We start from the raw sequence: 17,936 nt of genomic DNA, 5'->3' as shown, positions 1-17,936 counted from the left end.
CCTGAGGAGCATTTTGTGCCTGAGGAGCATTTTGTGCCTGAGGAGCATTTTGTGCCTGAGGAGCATTTTGTGCCTGAGCAGCATTTTGTGTCTGAGGAACATTTTGTCCCTGAGTGCTATTTTGTGTTTCTAGTACTGGTTTGGACTGGCTCGGTGTTGAAGACGAACCTCCGCTACCGCTCCCTCCGCAAGCACTTAAAACTAAGGTTGCAGCAAATGTTAAAATTAATTTTTTATTGAATTTCATTCAGTTATTCCTTAAATATAAAAACGAAACTGCGAGGAGTCTATCACATTTTTTATATAAAATAAGAATGAGTGGTCTGAGGAGTCTTACGTAAACGTTTCCCTAATGAAAATTTTTTAATTATGGGAATATCCACTACTAATTTTGTAGCGATAATGTATTTTTTTAGGAAGATGGAAATGAAAATAGAGAAATAAATAATTAAGAGCTTAAGTTCTGAAAGTCTGCCTTACAGATCCCCTTTTGTTACTAAATCAATATTCAATAATTTAGCGATACCTTGTGATTTACGTTTAATTTCCTGCCATTCCGATTGTGGATCGGATGCCTCTACAATGCCAGCCCCTGCATAAAGCGTAATTGAATTTTGTGAAATTAAGGCAGAACGGAGTGTTACGCAAAATTCGGCTTCATCATTACTCATTACCCCCAAAGTGCCTGCGTACCAATGGCGAGTAAAGGGTTCGTTTTCAGTGATAAATTGTTTTGCTTTTGGGCGAGGAAGCCCTGCCACAGCGGCAGTGGGGTGAATACGACTTAAACAATCGCTATCAAAAACACCTTGTTTTAGCGTAGCTTGAATTTGGCGGCGTAAGTGCTGGACATTGTGCAACCGTTTGATTTTCGCTTCAGATACTTTAAATTCAGTAACACAATCGGCAAGATTGCTCTCAATATCATCAACAACTAATTGATTTTCGTGGATATTTTTCGGATCGCTTAATAGCCATTGTGCATTCAGTTCTGTTTGGGTTTCACTTGGTGTAACTGCTGCTGTGCCGGCGAGAGCTTCAGTAAAAAATTGCTTGTCTTTGCGTTGATATAAACGCTCCGGGGTTGAACCAATGAATGCAACCTCTGCACTTTCAGCCCAGAGGAAATGGTAGCAACCTTGATTGATTTGGCGACTTTGTGCAATCAGATCATAGCTGCAAATCGGGTTTTCAAAATGCAGACGGATGGCGTTTGCCAATACCACTTTTTGAAATTCGCCTTGTCCAATAGCACAAATCGCTTTGTTGATATTGCTTTCCCATTGCTCAAAACTGCTGGCTGCTGCAACGGATTGCAACGGATTATCGGGCAAGCTCAATTTTTCAATATGCTCAAAATTTGCAAGAAATTGTGCAAAAACAACCGCTTGTTGCTCCATATTATCGCTATCGAAATAGAAACAAGCGGTCAAATTTTGCTGATTTTTTACCAATGTGAATTGAGGCAAAATAAACTGAGTGTAACCTTCAAATTGTAATCCACCGATTAGAGGCAAATTGTGTTGTTGAATAAAGGCTTGTGCGGTTTCAAGGGTATGAAATTGACGAATTGCTCCCATAGTTGCAATTGTCTCATCTTTATCACGATATTGTAGAAAAAAGTGTGGGTAGTGCTGATTTTGTGCTTTTAACCAACCAAGTAGCGGTAAATTTTCTTCAAATAGTGGTACGGAGGCTTGAATGCTGATTAAGCCTTCTCCTTTTTCTACTTTTGAATAAATTTTTATAAGCTCTTGTTTTAATTGGTTAAAAATAGACATTTGCAAAAGAATGAAAAAATTATACCGCTTGTTTTTAGCTGATTTAAAAAAAGGTCATCATTTTAACGTATTTCCTCTTTTTTTTCCTCTCAAATTAGAGTAATGTTTGCAAATTCATTCCAAAGTATCGATTTTTTAAACAATCGTATGTGGAAATAGCAGAATTAATCATATAGGAAGTTAGCAATGGAACGTTTTCCCAAGTCAGATAAATTAGCACAGGTTCGTTACGATATTCGCGGACCAATTCATAAAGAAGCTCTCCGCTTAGAAGAAGAAGGGCATAAAATTTTAAAATTAAATATTGGTAATCCTGCTCCATTTGGTTTTGAAGCACCGGATGAAATTTTGGTGGACGTTATTCGTAATTTACCGAAAGCACAAGGTTATTGTGATTCAAAAGGTTTATATTCAGCTCGTAAGGCGATTGTGCAGTATTACCAATCAAAAGGTATGCGTGGAATGGACGTGAACGATGTTTACATCGGTAATGGTGTTTCTGAGCTGATTACGATGTCGATGCAAGCATTACTCAATGATGGCGATGAAATTTTGATTCCTATGCCTGATTATCCGTTATGGACAGCCGCCTCAACTTTGGCTGGCGGTAAAGCGGTGCATTATCTGTGCGATGAAGAAAATGAATGGTTCCCGGATATTGAAGATATTAAATCAAAAATCACTCCTCGTACAAAAGGGATTTTAGTCATCAACCCCAATAATCCAACGGGTGCGGTGTATAGCCGTCAAATTTTACTTGAAATTGCAGAGCTTGCTCGTCAGCATAATCTGATTATTTTTGCAGACGAAATCTATGAAAAAATTATTTATGATGGTGCGGTTCATCACCACATTGCAGCACTTGCCCCTGACTTATTAACCGTTACTTACAACGGTTTATCAAAGGCTTACCGTGTGGCGGGTTTCCGTCAAGGTTGGATGGTGCTAAGCGGTCCGAAACATCAAGCTAAAGGCTTTATTGAAGGTTTGGATATGCTTGCCTCAATGCGTTTATGTGCGAACACGCCAATGCAACACGCAATCCAAACCGCATTGGGTGGTTATCAAAGCATTAATGAATTTGTGCTACCGGGCGGTCGTTTATTAGAGCAACGTAACAAAATGCACGATTTATTAGTGCAAATTCCAGGCATTAGCTGTGTGAAAGCGAAAGGGGCATTGTATATGTTCCCGAAAATTGATACTGAAATGTATGGTATTAAAGATGACCAAAAATTTATTTACGACTTGTTACAACAAGAAAAAGTATTGTTAGTACAGGGTACAGGCTTTAACTGGCATAAACCGGATCACTTTCGTGTTGTAACGTTGCCTTACGCACATCAAATTGAAGAAGCAATCGGTCGTCTTGCGAATTTCTTGAAAACCTATCGTCAAGATTAGGTTAATCTGCCTTCCCCTCTTTATCTGAAGAGGGGATTTTATCTCTATATAAATTCATATTATTTAGTTAGTAAGTTTTTGAATAGCCCGGTTAATTTAAGCATTTAGATGAATGAACCTTCCTCTTTAGAAAAGAGGGATGAGGGAAATTGAAAAACTAGCAACAATTAATTTCTTATCACTATGTTAAAAGGCATTCTTTTATCTCTTTCAGCCTCAATGTTATTTGGTTGCCTCTACTATTTGGCGATCTTTCTAAAACCACTGGCAGGTGTGAGCATTTTCGGCATTCGTATGGTGGTTACGATTCCTTTTCTTTTCCTTGCCGTATATCTATTTAAAAAACAAAACGAGTTTTTAGCATTTCTCCAACGCCTTAAGAGAGAACCTCATTTGTTACTGATTATTTTCATTACGGCATCTATTGTGGGTGGGCAAATGTGGCTATTTTTGTGGGCACCCAATAGTGGCAAAGCGATTGAGGTTTCAATAGGCTATTTATTAATGCCGATTATGATGGTGGCATTTGGAAAAGTAGTTTATAAAGAAACGCTTTCTTTTAATAAATGGTTGGCAATTGTCGTGGCGTTTGTAGGCGTTATCAGTAATATTCTTTTAACAGGTAAAATTTCGGTTGAAAGTTTGTTTGTCTGCACAGGTTATCCAATCTATTTTTCCCTCCGCCGAAAATTTGGTTTAAGTCATTTACATAGTTTTGTAGTGGAGATTTTATATCTACTTCCTGTTGCGTTATATTTTATAAGCCAACTAGATATGCAATATGTAGAAATGCAAAATCCAAATATTTACTATTTTATTGCTCTGCTTGGCTTAATTAGTGGCACTGCACTTATCAGCTACACCCTAGCCAGTACGATTTTACCTTTTAATGTACTGGGTTTATTGGGCTATGTTGAACCACTATTGATGTTGATAGTTTCCTTCTTAATTGGTGAAAAGTTAGAAAGCGAATCTTATATCTTGATGATTTGCCTACTGGTTTCGATTCTATTTTTGGTGTTAGATGGTATCATTGCTCTGCGACAGCAGCACAAAAAGCGAAAACAAGTATCTGGTTTAAGGGTGAATAATGAGTGATATTGTAAATTATTGGAAATGGTTAAATTTATCGGGCTTGCGATCAAAATTGGTTTAGAGAAGTGAGATTAATTAGGGTGGCACTGAATGTGCCGTTACATCGTTTTTTTGACTACTTACTGCCTGACGAGCTGAATGCCGGTAAGGGCAGCAGGGTTGTTGTACCTTTCGGCAGGCAAACTAAAATCGGCATTGTGGTTGATTTTCCGCAAACGAGTGATGTGCCAATTGATAAACTTAAACCGATTAAAAACGTATTAGATTTAGATACTCTTTTCGATGATGAAATGTGGCAGCTGCTTACTTGGGCTGCTCGCTATTATCACGCCCCAATAGGCGAAGTATTAAACAGTGCTTTGCCCGTCAAACTTCGTAATGGCGATTCTACCGAACGCTCCCAACCCGATTATTTTGTGGTAACGGAACAGGGAAGAAGATCCTTAATTATCGGCGAAAACAAAAAAGCCAAAAAACAGGTTGAGCTTTTAACTGAACTTGCCGAATTTGAAAAATTTTTTGAAAAACCGACCGCTTGTAGCCCTTCTGCGTGGAAAGGGCTATTAGAGAAAGGCTATGTTGAGAAAATTGATGTGCCTTTTATTTCGCAATCGTGGCAACAATCGCTTGGCGAATTGCCGTTAGTGAATGTGCAAAATCGCCTCACCTTGAATAAACAGCAAACTTTAGTGGTTAGCCGTTTAAATGTGCAAAATGAGTTTGCTGCTTTTTTACTGAATGGGGTAACGGGTTCGGGCAAAACCGAAGTTTACCTGCAATTTATCGAAACCGTGCTAAAACGCAACCGGCAGGTGCTTGTGCTTGTACCGGAAATTGGGCTAACACCACAAACGGTACAACGTTTTAAAGCTCGCTTTAATGTGGAAATTGACGTTTTACATTCCAATATGAATGAAACTGAACGTCTGAATGCGTGGCTTCGAGCTAAAAATGGCGAAAGTGCGATTGTTATCGGTACACGTTCCGCCCTCTTTACTCAATTTAAGAAATTGGGGGCGATTATTTTAGATGAAGAACACGACAGCTCATTCAAACAACAGGAGGGCTGGCGTTACCACGCACGAGATTTGGCAGTGGTGAGGGCAAAAAATGCAGATATTCCTATTGTGCTAGGCTCAGCCACGCCAAGCCTTGAAAGCCTACAAAATGTCCAAAATGGCAAATTCATTGAATTAGGGCTCACTGCACGGGCTGGTAATGCACAAATTGCTAATCAACATATTATTGATTTAAAAACACAACGCATTACTGCGGGTTTATCTGAACGATTGTTTTCAATGATGAAACATCATTTGGAGCAAGGCAACCAAGTGATGCTGTTTTTAAATCGTAGAGGCTTTGCCCCTGTGTTACTTTGCCACGAATGCGGTTGGATTTGCGAGTGTGAGGCGTGCAATAAGCCCTTTACTTACCACCAAAAACAGCGTGTGCTACGCTGTCATCATTGTGCTACTCAGAGGGTAATTCCTCGCCAGTGTGGACATTGTGGCTCAACCAATTTGATTACTACCGGTGTTGGCACAGAACAGCTGGAACAAGTGCTTAAGGAGCAATTTCCAACTTACCAAGTTACTCGAATTGACCGAGATTCTACTTCACGGAAAGGTTCACTAGAAAATCACCTTAACGATATTCGAGAAGGCAAAAGCCAAATTTTGATTGGCACACAAATGTTAGCAAAAGGGCATCATTTCCCTAATGTTACGTTGGTAGCGATTGTAAATGTGGATTCAGCTCTTTTCTCGACTGATTTTCGAGCGGAAGAGAAACTAGCTCAACTTTATTTGCAAGTGGCAGGCAGAGCAGGACGTGCCGAGAAAAAGGGCGAAGTAGTGCTACAAACACACTACCCGGATCACCCATTGTTAAAAACCTTGTTAGAACAAGGCTATAGCGAATTTGCCAAAGAAGCCTTAAAAATACGAAAGATAATGGCATTGCCGCCGTTTTCCTCCCAAGTGCTATTTAAAGCGACAGGGAAGAATAATGAGCAAACATTAAAAGTGCTTGAACAACTTGCGGATTATTTTAAGCAAAAAATCCGACAACAACATTGGCAAGGTTTTCAGTTGATTCCTCCATTTTCTGCTCCAATGGCAAAAAAAGCAGGTTTTTACCGCTGGTTGTTGTTAATACAACACCCAACCAGAAATGCTTTGCAACAGTTACTCGATTGGTTTGATCAAGAAAAAGAAAGTTTAGATATTCCAACGAATATTAGGCTGAGTTTGGATATTGATCCACAAGAAATTGGGTAAAAAGAAGAGAACAAGCGGTTGATTTTGTGTGATTTTTTGCAAATGAATAAGGCAGGTTTAACCTGCCTTATTTGTTATCTACTTTCCTTCCAATACCCAATCCACTCTTTTAGTGCAAGCATATTACTGTTCATTGCTCCGGCTTGTGGAACAAAGTGCATAAAGTTGAGCTTGTAGTGATCAGGGGTATCTCCTGAGCCAACACTTGCAGTAAGCACTTCAAAACCTTGTTGGGTAAAGAGCATTTCTGCTCGTTTCATATGCCATTGGTTGGTTACTAAAATAATTTTATTGATGTTCTCTTTTTCTAAAATTTCACGGCTGAAAATCGCATTTTCTTTGGTGGTTTTGGCTTTGTTTTCTAGCCACTTAGTTTCAATGTTAAAGAATGTTTTAAATTCATCCGCCATTACTTTTGCTTCAGATGTGCCATTTGGGCTACTGCCTGTGGCTAAAATCGGTAAGCCTGTTTCTTTATGTAAATAAGCGGCATAACGCATTCTTTCCAGTGGAATGCCTGTAATCGCTAATTTTCCGAATAATTCTTGGCTGTCTCGTAATCCACCGCCTAATACCACGATCGCTTGGGCGTTTTTGTATTTTTCGATAGTCATTTCTCCACTATCTACTAAGGAATCACCCAGCTTTTGTGAGGTGTAAGGAATACTGAAAATATATAAAATTGCAATGCCAAGCAGGGCAAAAAAGTAAGCTGAATATTTATAGCCTACTGAAAATAGAATTAATGCTAACAACCATAACAGGATAATGTTAAATGGCGGTAGGACCATTGCCGTAATGAATTTAATCAGTTCAAACATAAAATTGATTTATCGTAAAGATGAGTAAATAAGTGTTTATTTTCCTAGATTATCAACGAATTGTCTATTTTTCCTTATGGAAAAGTATTAGAATGCTCCATTTGGAGAAATCTTCTGATGCATAAGGCAGAGGGGAAGTAATATGCAACAACGATCTACGAAAGAAAAATTGATTCTAATCGGTGCAGGTGGTTATGCAAAATCTGTATTGGATTCACTCGATTTTGAGAAATATGAATTCTGTGGCTTTATTGATAATTTTAAACCTGAAGGAAGTAGTCATTTAGGTTATCCTGTACTGGCATCAACGGTGCAAGATTTTAAAAATCGGGCAAGCTATAGTTATTTTATTAGTATCGGTGATAATACTCGCCGTTTAGAGAAATTTTTTAAGCTACAGCAATTTGGCTGTAAAATTATTAATGTGGTTGATAAAACCGCAGTAGTTTCTAAACATTCTACACTAGGCATTGGCGTATTTGTTGGCAAAATGGCGATTGTAAATAGTGGTGTTAGTGTGGGCGATAATGTGATTATTAACACGAAATCATTGATTGAACACGGTTGTTTTATCGGCAATCACTGCAATATTTCTACAAACACGACACTAAATGGCGATGTGATTGTCGAAGATTATGCATTCGTGGGCAGTTCATCTGTGATCAACGGTCAATTAAGAATAGGTAAAAATGCATTGGTTGGTTCCGGTGCAGTGGTAATTAGAAATGTAGAGCCTCGCACTGTTGTAGCAGGCGTTCCGGCAAAATATATTAAGGATATAAAATAATGGCAAATGTATTTATTGTGGCAGAAATTGGTTGTAACCATAATGGCGACCCTGCTTTAGCGAAAAAAATGGTAGATGTAGCAAAAGAATGCGGTGTTGATGCGGTTAAATTCCAAACCTTCAAAGCAGATAAGCTGATTTCTAAATATGCCCCTAAAGCTGAATATCAAAAAGTAACCACAGGTACGGCAGATTCTCAGCTGGAGATGACCCGCAAATTAGAGTTGCCTTATGATGAATTTGTAAAATTAGAGGCGTACGCTCGTTCACTTGGTTTAGAGGTGTTCTCTACTCCGTTTGATTTTGAATCGATTGATTTCTTAGCAAGTCAGCAACAAAAAGTATGGAAAATTCCATCAGGTGAACTAACCAATTTACCTTATTTAGAAAAAATTGCACGACTTCCGATTGAAGGCAAAACCATTGTGATTTCAACGGGAATGGCGACGATTGAAGAAACCAAAGCCTCATTAAAAGTGTTAGAAGATAATGGTATGGCGAAAAAAGATATTACGATTTTACATTGTAATACCGAATATCCGACGCCTTATGAAGATGTAAATTTAAATGCTTTCCACCAGCTTAAACAAGAATTTGGCGAATATAGCTTAGGCTTTTCCGACCACTCAGCTGGTTATTTCGCAGGCTTGGCGGCAGTGCCTTATGGCATTACTTTTATTGAAAAACACTTCACGTTAGATAAAAATTTTGAAGGTCCTGACCATAAAGCCTCAGTTACTCCGGATGAATTGAAATTACTCTGCGAAGGCATTCGTGCGGTAGAAAAATCATTAGGTTCTTCTGAAAAGCTAGTAACGAACTCTGAAGCAAAAAATAAAATTGTGGCAAGAAAATCCATTATTGCAGCACGTCCAATTAAAAAAGGTGAAATTTTTACTACTGAAAATATTACAACCAAACGTCCGGGCAATGGCATTAGTCCAATGTTCTGGTATGATGTATTAGGAAAAGAAGCTCAACAAGATTTTGAAGAAGATCAACTTATTCAAGATTCTCGTTTTGCAAATCAGATGTAATGTCATATAGTGATGAGGCGAAAGTTCCATCATTTTTTAGATAACAAGCGGTCAGATTTATGAAAAAAATTGCAATTATTACAGCTCGTGCGGGTTCAAAAGGCTTACCAAATAAAAATGTACTCTTGGCAGACGGTAAACCTCTAATGGCGTATTCTATTGAGGCAGCGATTGAGTCTAAGCAGTTTGACAAAATTATTGTCAGCACCGATTCACAAGAATATATTGACTTACTTTCCCATTATCCGATTGAATTTATCAAACGTGCCGAGCATTTAGCCAGTGATAAAGCCAGTTCTTTTGTGGTGATTGAAGATGTATTAAATCAATATAAACACGTTGATTTTGACTATTTTATGTTACTTCAGCCAACATCGCCATTAAGAACTGCACAGCATATTCAAGAGTGTTGCGAGAAGTTTGAGCGTAACTTTGATAAGTTTGATTTCATCGTGTCGGTATCTGACGCTCATAAGCCAACCACACTTACTCGTGTGATTGAAGAAGATGAAAGTTTAAAACATTTCCAGCTAGATTATTCTAACTATGCCCGTCAGCTCTATCTCCCGGAATATTCACCAAACGGTGCAATTTTTTCAGCAAAACCGACCGCTTACCTTGAGCAAAAACATTTTTATGGGGCGAAATGCTTGGCGTATTTTATGGATAGAGATGTTTCTATTGATATTGATGACCGTCAAGATTTTGAGTACTTCTACTTTATTCTACAACAACGTAATAAAGAAAAAATCTTACTCGAAACCATTAAGCGTTCTATTTTAATGAAAAAAGAGAATTTTAAAGAAGTTAAAGAGATTACTTTAATTGGGCATTCTATTTTAGATTATTGGAATATTGAATCTTTAAATGGAAAATCAGTTAATAATTTAGGTATTGCAGGTATCTCTACTAAACAATATAGTGAACTGATTTTAGACAAAGGACTCATTTCAGAGTTACCAAAAGAAGTCGTATTGATGCTTGGTACAAATGATATTGTGTATAAAGGATGGAGTGATGAGCAAGTCCTAATGGATATTAATCATTTAATTAGCCAATTAAAAGCAATCCGTGCAGATATTGAGATTTCATTCTTAGAAATTACGCCGACCGCATTTAGAATAGATCGCAATAATGATGATATCCGTTTGTTAAATCAATATTTGAAAGATAATTTATCAGTAAAATGGATTGCGTTGGATAAAGCCTTTAGTGATAAATACGGTAAGTTAGATTTAAATTATAGTAATGACGGCTTACATTTAAATGCAAAAGGTTACGAAAAATTAACCGCTATTTTGGAAGAAGAATTAAAGTAAATGAAAAATATCGCATATATTACAGGATCGCGTGCTGAATATGGCATTGTTAAGCGTTTATTAAAGAAATTAGAACAAGATCCGGAGATTAATTTCTCACTTGTTGTAACCGCTATGCACCTTGATCCGCAATATGGCAACACAGTAACTGTGATTGAGCAAGATAGTTTTGACATTACCGCTCGTATACCACTTACCTTAAATAGCGAAAATAACCAAACCATTATTCATTCTATGGCGGAATGTTTAGACCGATTTGGTCAGCATTTCCAGCAACATAAATATGATGCAGTTATTGTATTGGGTGATCGTTATGAAATGTTAGCGGTAGCAACGGCGGCTGCAATGCACAATCTTCCGCTCATTCATTTACACGGTGGTGAGCAAACCTTAGGTAATTACGATGAATTTATTCGCCATTGCATTACTAAAATGTCTAAACTACATTTAACTTCAACGGAAGAATATAGACAGCGTGTTATCCAAATGGGAGAATTGCCTGAAAATGTGGTCAATACAGGCTCGCTTGGGGCAGAAAATAGTTTAGATTTAGTATTACCAACCAAAGCGGAGTTGGTAGAGCAATTAGGTGTTCCAAATACACCGTATTTCTTAGTGGTTTTCCACCCTGAAACATTGACAGATGTGTCGGTATTAGATCAAATTGATGCGTTGCTAAATGCTTTTGAGCAATTTAAAAATAAATACCAATTTGTGTTTATCGGCTCAAATTCGGATACTAATTCTGAGCAAATTTACGCCTGCTTTAAAGCCTATACTGATGAAAATCAGTTTAAGTTTTTCACTTCCGTGAAGCCGGAAGAATATTTGGCATTGATTAAATATTCTCAAGGTTTAATTGGTAACAGTTCATCAGGCTTAATTGAAGCACCAAGCTGTGGGGTTGGAACGATTAATATCGGCAATCGTCAGCAAGGAAGAGTGCGTGGAGAAACGGTAATTGATGTAGAAAGCAATGAAAAATCCATCATTGAAGGCATTAGTAAATTGATTTCTGCCGAGTTCCAAGACAGATTGCCTGAAATGAAAAATCCATATTTTCAAGACAACGCAATGGAAAAGGCTTACAATGCAATCAAAAAATTCTTAGCCGATAGCAAAAACAGTCAGCCGAAAGGATTTTATGATGTGAGCTTTTAACAAGCGGTCGAAAATGGACAAAATTTTGCAATTATGAAAGCAATTAAAGACAGCGTTATTTACTTAATCGGGGAATTGGCTTCTAAGTCAATTCCTTTCTTGCTCTTACCTTACTTCTCTCGAAAATTGGGGGTAGAAGGCTATGGCGAGCTTTCCTATTACCAAACTTTCTCTGCCTTGTTTGTCATTTTTATCGGGCTTAGCCAAGATGGGGCTGTAGCTCGTTATTTTTATTTCTACGGTAAACGTTCGCTCAATTTAGTGCTGACGACAGGCTATTTATATACTCTTTTGGCAAGCTCGCTTATTCTATTGGGTTGTTGGTATTTCAAGTCAGAAATTATTGCTTATGTGGCGATTGGGGCAATGTTCCAATCCTTTTTGAATGTGCAATTAAGTGTTAGGCAATGCCAAAAACAGGCGGTTTCTTATACGGTTATTCAGCTAATGTCAGCTATCTTTTCGGCAGTTATTACCGTTGCAATGATGGAATATTTTGAAACGGATTTAGTTGAAAAACGGATTTTAGCGATTTTAATCAGTAATGCGTTAGTGTTTTTCATCGCTTATCTGCTTTATGCGAAAAAAAGCAAAATGAAAAAATTTAGTATTGCTCATTATAAGATCGCATTCTTTTATTTGATGGGTTTTGGTTTACCGTTGATTTTGCACCATTCCAGTATTTTCTTAAAAGGGCAGTTAGACCGTATTTTTATTTTCCATAAATTTAGTGAAGCTGATTTAGGCTTGTATGCAATGGGGGCACAAATTGCATTTATTTTAGCCATTGTTATTCAAGCCTTAAATAAAGCGACACTTCCTTATTTTTATGAAGCACTAAAACAGAAAAAAATTAATGTGAGCCATATCCACAAATGGGCGTTTTATGCCTTATTTACAGTACCAATTCCGGCACTCGTGATGTGGTTTATTCCTGAAGAAGTAGTGGTTTGGATTTTAGGTAACCAATTTGTAGGCACAAAATATTATATAATCCTATTTTTAATTGCGACAATGCTCGTTGTGCCTTATCTAATTTTAGTGAATTATTTGTTTTTTTATGGCAAAAATAAACTGATTTCACTTTGTTCTATTTTATCGACCATTTTCTATTTGGTGGCATTATTCGCTTTAACTTTTACTCAAATAGAATATATTCCTTTTGCCGCTATTATTGGAGCAATTGTAATTATTCCAATTCTTTATGTAATGACGGCAAGGGTAGGAAAAACCGTATGAATTTAATTATTTGTTGCACTCCTTTGCAAGTGCTGATTGCAGAGAAAATTATTGAAATGCACCCAAATGAGGCATTTTTTGGGGTAATGCTCTCAACCGTCAAAAATGCGAAATTTGATTTCTACCAAGCTCGTTTAAGGAAAAAATGCCAGCAATTTTTTGCAATGCAGCAACATAGTGAACGAATTCAATTACTTAAAGAAATTCTCTATTTAAAATCAACCTTTGGTGGTAAACAATTTAATAAAGTATTTCTCGCAAATATTAATGAATTAGAAATTCAGTTTCTACTCAGTGCGATTAAATTTAATGTACTGAATACCTTTGATGATGGTGCAGCAAATGTTGTTCCAAGTAGTATTTTCTATAAAGAAGAAAATATAGGACTAAATCGTAAATTAATTAATATGTTTTTAGGCAATAAATACAGTTTGGAAAAACTGAAAAATTTATCTAAAACGCATTATACGATTTATCAAGGTTTCCCAAATATTATTAAAAATACGGTTTATGTGGATCTTATTAATAAGAATGAATTATCCGGATCAGAATTAGAAACTTCTAAGGTTTTTAATATTCTACTCGGTCAGCCAATTTTTGAACGAGAAGATGAGAAAAATATTGCGTTAGCAGAGAAGGTAATTAAAGCATTTGATGTTGATCTCTACTTACCACACCCAAGAGAAAAATATAAACTCAGTAATGTGGAATATATTGATACCAATTTGATTTTAGAAGATTATATCTTTCAAGAGTTTAGCCATAAAAAATGCCGAGTTTATACCTACTTTAGCAGTGCCGTAATTAATATTTTGAATAAAAGTCCAAATATTGAAGTTGTTGCTTTAAGGGTAGAGGTAGATAATCCAGCCTATATTGAAACTTATGAGCTTTTTGAAAAATTAGGCATTAAAATAATTGATATTCGAGAATAAAATGAAAAAATATTTAATTTCATTAGAAAAAGATGTGAAAAGACGCGAGCTTTTCTTTTCTCAACCCAATACGCTTGATTTTGAAATTTTTAATGCCATTAATACAATGAGTAGAGATTGGGACGCTTTGAATACGCATTTTGATTTAGCTAAATTCGAGCAGCATTATGGGCGAAAAACCACGAAAGGCGAAGTTGGCTGTACGTTAAGCCATTTGGCGGTTTATCAAAAAATAGCAGAAGATAATACTATTGAAAATAATGATTACTGCCTTGTCTGTGAAGATGATGCGTTATTTGCTCAAGATTTCCAAAAACATATTGAGGCTTTATTAGTACAAAATTTGACAGCAGATATTATTCTAGTCGGACAATCCAAAATCCCAACTTTTGATGACGTGGAATTAGAAATTAATTATCCAACTACTTTTGGTTTTTTACAAAAACAGATTGGCGATAGCCAATATAAATATGCTTATTCTTATCGTAATTATTTTGCCGGCACAGTTGCATATTTAATTAAAAAATCGACCGCTTGCAAGTTTTTAGCACAATGCTCAACAACTCGCCCTTACTGGCTTGCTGATGATTTTATTTTATTTGGTAATGAATTCAAATTAGATGTGTTAATTGTTCGCCCATTAATGGCGATTGAAAACCCTGTATTAATCAGTAATTTAGAAGATTTACGTGGTTCACTTAATAATAACTTATTCAAAAAGCTGGTTAAATATCCATTTAAAAAAATATTAGCGATCAAACGTAATCTTTCTTAAAATTTGTAATAGGTTTGTAATGTCAGCACTGTTTAATTTATTTTATATTTACGATCCTTGGTTCTTCCACTTTTTGCGAATGGCATTTGTGGTAGGATTATTGGCTTGTGGTTATTTAGCTTTCCAAGTTGTTAAAGGAAAATCCAACGGAATTATTATTCCGAAAGACAGTTTGATTGCAATTTTTGCATTGATTGGCTTTAGTGTTATTCCGCTTCTCATTAACGGTACGAAAGAAATTGGCGTATTGGCAATGTATGTCAAAATGTTAATTTTATTTATTTTTGGTATTGCAGTTTATAATATTTTTTATCGAACGGAAAATGGTAAATCTTTATTTGTTCGTGATCTCAAAATCGGCATTGGTATTCAATGGATTTGTGGTGTGGCTGCATTATTAGGTATACCATTTATGGTGGATTTTCTATTGTCCAGTAACGCAATGATGCCGCGTTTTTTTGGTTCTGAGCAGGAATACAGACTTTATAATATTACCTCATCTGCTTTTTTCCAATTAAGTATTTTCTACTTAATGTTACTGCATTTTTTATTAGCTTATAATAAAAAAACGGATTCAATAAATGAGTGGTTTTTATTTTTAATTTTATGTGTTGGGCTAATTTCAGGGAGAACATTTTTATTAATATCGATAATTAGTATTGCTCTTTATTTTAAATGGAAATACTTATTGCCATTAATAGCCTTTACGATATTAATTCTATTTTTAGCTATTGTTTTCCCTGAAAATCGTTATGTGGAACACGCACTAGAGCCTGTAATTAATTTATTATCCGGCACAGGTAAGGTGAGTTCTTCCACCGATAATTTAGTGAAAAACCACTTATTTATTCCAACCCTTAGCCAATTTATTTCCGGTGATGGTTTATATTATACCGAAACAGGCGGTTATTATGGCGGTTCAGACTCAGGCTATATTCGCCAAGTGTTATACGGTGGTTTGAGTTATATGTTAGTTTGTTTTGCATTTACTGCTTATTTTGTGCGGAAAGTAGCAATAAATTGGTTTGGAGGAAGCTGGATTTTTACTTTATCGACTATTGGTATGCTTGCTATTTTAAATATTAAAGCCGATACCTTCGCTTATCCGGGGATTATGTTTGTCTTATTAATGTTTTTATCCTTATTCGGTACAAGCGGTCGAAATTTAATATTATTTTGCAACAACAAAGAGGCAAAAAATGTTTAGTATTATTGTGCCTTCTTATAATCGTAATGAAGAAATTAAGGCATTGCTGGAAAGTTTAAAGCAACAAACGCTTTATAATTTTGAAGTCGTGATTGTTGATGATTGCTCCAAAACCCCTGTTAGCGTCAATGAAGAGTATCCTTTTGAGGTAAAGGTTATTCGTAATAACCCAAATGTGGGAGCAGCACAAAGCCGTAATGTGGGGGCAAATCACGCAAGCCGAGAATGGTTGCTGTTTTTAGACGATGACGATCGCTTTATGTCTGAAAAATGCGAACGATTGACGCAAGAAATTAGTCAAAATCCAGCTGCGAATTTTATTTACCACCCTGCAAAATGTGAAATGGTAAACGAAGGCTTTACTTATGTAACTTCACCCTTTAAGCATAAAAGTGAACTGACGAAAGAGAATATTCTGAAAGCAAATAAAATTGGTGGTATGCCGATGATTGGCTTGAAAAAAGAACTCTTTTGCAAAATTGGCGGATTATCTGACCGCTTGCGATCACTGGAAGATTACGATTTCTTGTTGAAATTATTGGAAGAGCCGACTTTTGAGCCACTTTATGTGGATAAGGCATTAACTTATTGCACCTTCCACACCAAGCGTTCTAGCGTTTCAACGGATACCACAAATACCGAAAAAGCGATTGAGTATATAAAACAAACCTATATTCAAACGCCTGAACAGGCGGAAAATTTTAAATTAAATTCACTTTATATTTTAAGTTATCCGCATATTATGAATTTATCTCGCAAGGCAGCAGGTTATTATTTTGAAATGTTTAAACAGACGAAAAATATTAAATCGCTGATTATTTCCCTTGTAATTCTTATTTCGCCGAAATTGGCGATTAATTTAAAAAGGTTTATTTAATGAAATTTTCCGTTTTAATGTCGTTATACATTAAAGAACAGCCGCAATATTTAAGAGAATGTTTTGACAGCCTGAAAGCTCAAACTCATCAAGCAGATGAAATCGTCATCTGTTTTGATGGGGCTGTTACGTCTGAATTAGAAGCGATTGTAGAAGAATATAGTGCAATTTTACCGATAAAAGCGGTGAAATTCCCTCAAAATCGTGGCTTGGGTAAAACTTTAAATGATGGTTTGAACCATTGTGCAAATGAGTGGGTTTTCAGAATGGATACCGATGATATTTGCTTGCCAGATCGTTTTGCAAAGCAAGTGGCATTTATTGAGAAAAATCCTGAAGTCGTCATTTTTGGCGGGCAAATTGCCGAATTTGGACAAGATATTAACGATATTGTGGCTTATCGTAATGTGCCGACCACAGCAGAAGAAATTATTAAATTTACCCGTAAGCGTTGTCCGTTTAACCATATGACGGTGGCATATCAAAAATCGAAAGTATTAGAAGTGGGGGGATATCAAGATCTACAAGAAGATTACTATTTGTGGATCAAACTCATCGCTCAATTTAAACAAGTGGCGAATTTACCTGATTTGTTAGTGTATGCGAGAGTAGGCAACGGAATGGTCGGTAGACGCCGTGGCAAAGCTCAGGCGGAAGCAGAATGGCGTTTATATAAATTGAAAAATCGTTGCCAAATCCACGACCCAATTTCAGGGTTTGGTATTTTCTTAATGCGAGCAATTCCACGTTTATTGCCGCTTTCTATGCTTAAAGCCGTTTATGGATTGTTGAGAAAGTGAATTTGTTCTATTTATAATAGCTGGCTATATTATCTAAAAAAATCATCACAGCTTCCTTTTGCATTAAAGGAAGCTGTTCCCATTTCTTATCTAACTCGCTGAGTTTTACCTCATCTAAAAGAGCATCTTTCGGCATACAGTCTTGGAAAAACCAACTAATCGGTGTTTTAAGGAAAATGGCAATATCAATTAAATGTGCTACATTTATTTTACTTGCACCCCGCTCATAGCGTGAAAGTTGCTGTTGAGATAAGCCGATATATTCGGCTAATTTTTCAGCGGAATAACCTAATTCTTTACGCTTTTCTTGAACTCGTTTCCCAATTAACTTATCTACTTCTACCGCAAGCAACTGTGCCATTTTTCACTCTTTACCTAAAATTACTCATTTATTGATATTTTCGTGATTTTTTCACTTG

General features: G+C 36.4%; 16 protein-coding genes and 1 pseudogene. 13 read left to right on the top strand and 4 right to left on the bottom strand.

Going from position 1 to position 17,936, the window contains the following annotated elements:
- Together V6W77_RS07455 and V6W77_RS07450 are read right to left on the bottom strand one after the other, a co-directional pair.
- Positions 1–247, bottom strand: a pseudogene (locus V6W77_RS07455) (hypothetical protein); the annotation flags it as partial.
- A 229-nt stretch (positions 248–476) separates the two neighbouring features.
- Positions 477–1,781, bottom strand: a complete 1,305-nt coding sequence (locus V6W77_RS07450; RefSeq protein WP_334254258.1) for an isochorismate synthase — start codon at positions 1,779–1,781, stop codon at positions 477–479.
- 186 nt (positions 1,782–1,967) lie between these two features.
- Here V6W77_RS07450 and V6W77_RS07445 point away from each other — a divergent pair, with 186 nt between their 5' ends.
- From V6W77_RS07445 to priA, 3 genes are all read left to right on the top strand, one after another.
- Entirely contained in the window at positions 1,968–3,185 is a 1,218-nt protein-coding gene (locus tag V6W77_RS07445; RefSeq protein ID WP_334238778.1) for a pyridoxal phosphate-dependent aminotransferase, read from the top strand.
- 183 nt (positions 3,186–3,368) lie between these two features.
- The gene (rarD, locus tag V6W77_RS07440; RefSeq protein WP_334254257.1) at positions 3,369–4,283 is read left to right on the top strand and encodes an EamA family transporter RarD; all 915 of its coding nucleotides are present in this window, start codon (positions 3,369–3,371) and stop codon (positions 4,281–4,283) included.
- Positions 4,284–4,345: 62 nt separating this feature from the next.
- A complete protein-coding gene (gene priA / locus V6W77_RS07435) occupies positions 4,346–6,559 on the top strand; it encodes a primosomal protein N' (protein WP_487348996.1) in 2,214 nt (737 codons plus the stop codon).
- Between the two features lie 74 nt (positions 6,560–6,633).
- Here priA and V6W77_RS07430 read toward each other — a convergent pair whose 3' ends face one another.
- Positions 6,634–7,380: a YdcF family protein gene (locus tag V6W77_RS07430; RefSeq protein WP_334254256.1), complete on the bottom strand. Its 747-nt coding sequence runs from the start codon at positions 7,378–7,380 to the stop codon at positions 6,634–6,636.
- Positions 7,381–7,522: 142 nt separating this feature from the next.
- Here V6W77_RS07430 and V6W77_RS07425 point away from each other — a divergent pair, with 142 nt between their 5' ends.
- From V6W77_RS07425 to V6W77_RS07380, 10 genes are read left to right on the top strand one after another with little or no spacing between them, the layout of a single operon-like run.
- The gene (locus V6W77_RS07425; RefSeq protein WP_334232048.1) at positions 7,523–8,167 is read left to right on the top strand and encodes an acetyltransferase; all 645 of its coding nucleotides are present in this window, start codon (positions 7,523–7,525) and stop codon (positions 8,165–8,167) included.
- On the top strand, positions 8,167–9,204 hold the full coding sequence (neuB, locus tag V6W77_RS07420) for an N-acetylneuraminate synthase (RefSeq protein WP_283387018.1): 1,038 nt from the start codon (positions 8,167–8,169) through the stop codon (positions 9,202–9,204). Before V6W77_RS07425 ends, neuB begins: the two co-directional genes overlap by 1 nt.
- Before the next feature lie 59 nt (positions 9,205–9,263).
- Complete coding sequence (locus tag V6W77_RS07415; protein WP_334254255.1) at positions 9,264–10,523, top strand: cytidylyltransferase domain-containing protein; 1,260 nt, start codon at positions 9,264–9,266, stop codon at positions 10,521–10,523.
- Positions 10,524–11,684: a UDP-N-acetylglucosamine 2-epimerase gene (gene neuC / locus V6W77_RS07410; protein ID WP_334254254.1), complete on the top strand. Its 1,161-nt coding sequence runs from the start codon at positions 10,524–10,526 to the stop codon at positions 11,682–11,684.
- Positions 11,685–11,717: 33 nt separating this feature from the next.
- On the top strand, positions 11,718–12,923 hold the full coding sequence (locus tag V6W77_RS07405) for an oligosaccharide flippase family protein (RefSeq protein ID WP_334235067.1): 1,206 nt from the start codon (positions 11,718–11,720) through the stop codon (positions 12,921–12,923).
- Positions 12,920–13,858 carry a glycosyltransferase family 52 gene (locus V6W77_RS07400; protein ID WP_334235066.1) on the top strand — a complete coding sequence of 313 codons (939 nt, stop codon included), beginning with the start codon at positions 12,920–12,922 and terminating at the stop codon, positions 13,856–13,858. The genes V6W77_RS07405 and V6W77_RS07400 overlap by 4 nt, the downstream gene beginning before the upstream one ends.
- Position 13,859: 1 nt before the next feature.
- Positions 13,860–14,633 carry a glycosyltransferase family 25 protein gene (locus V6W77_RS07395; protein ID WP_334254253.1) on the top strand — a complete coding sequence of 258 codons (774 nt, stop codon included), beginning with the start codon at positions 13,860–13,862 and terminating at the stop codon, positions 14,631–14,633.
- Positions 14,634–14,652: 19 nt separating this feature from the next.
- Positions 14,653–15,840 carry a hypothetical protein gene (locus V6W77_RS07390; RefSeq protein WP_334254252.1) on the top strand — a complete coding sequence of 396 codons (1,188 nt, stop codon included), beginning with the start codon at positions 14,653–14,655 and terminating at the stop codon, positions 15,838–15,840.
- Positions 15,833–16,717: a glycosyltransferase family 2 protein gene (locus tag V6W77_RS07385; protein WP_334254251.1), complete on the top strand. Its 885-nt coding sequence runs from the start codon at positions 15,833–15,835 to the stop codon at positions 16,715–16,717. The genes V6W77_RS07390 and V6W77_RS07385 overlap by 8 nt, the downstream gene beginning before the upstream one ends.
- A complete protein-coding gene (locus V6W77_RS07380; protein ID WP_334254250.1) occupies positions 16,717–17,517 on the top strand; it encodes a glycosyltransferase family 2 protein in 801 nt (266 codons plus the stop codon). Before V6W77_RS07385 ends, V6W77_RS07380 begins: the two co-directional genes overlap by 1 nt.
- Before the next feature lie 7 nt (positions 17,518–17,524).
- On the opposite strand, the gene V6W77_RS07375 is transcribed toward V6W77_RS07380, so the two are convergent.
- Positions 17,525–17,878, bottom strand: a complete 354-nt coding sequence (locus tag V6W77_RS07375; RefSeq protein WP_025235510.1) for a helix-turn-helix domain-containing protein — start codon at positions 17,876–17,878, stop codon at positions 17,525–17,527.
- Between the last annotated feature and the right edge of the window lie 58 nt (positions 17,879–17,936).

Origin of the sequence: Mannheimia indoligenes (genome assembly GCF_036880405.1) — a bacterium.
In the GTDB taxonomy this organism is placed as follows: Bacteria; Pseudomonadota; Gammaproteobacteria; order Enterobacterales; family Pasteurellaceae; genus Mannheimia; species Mannheimia indoligenes.
This window is presented reverse-complemented; position numbering and strand designations above follow the sequence as displayed.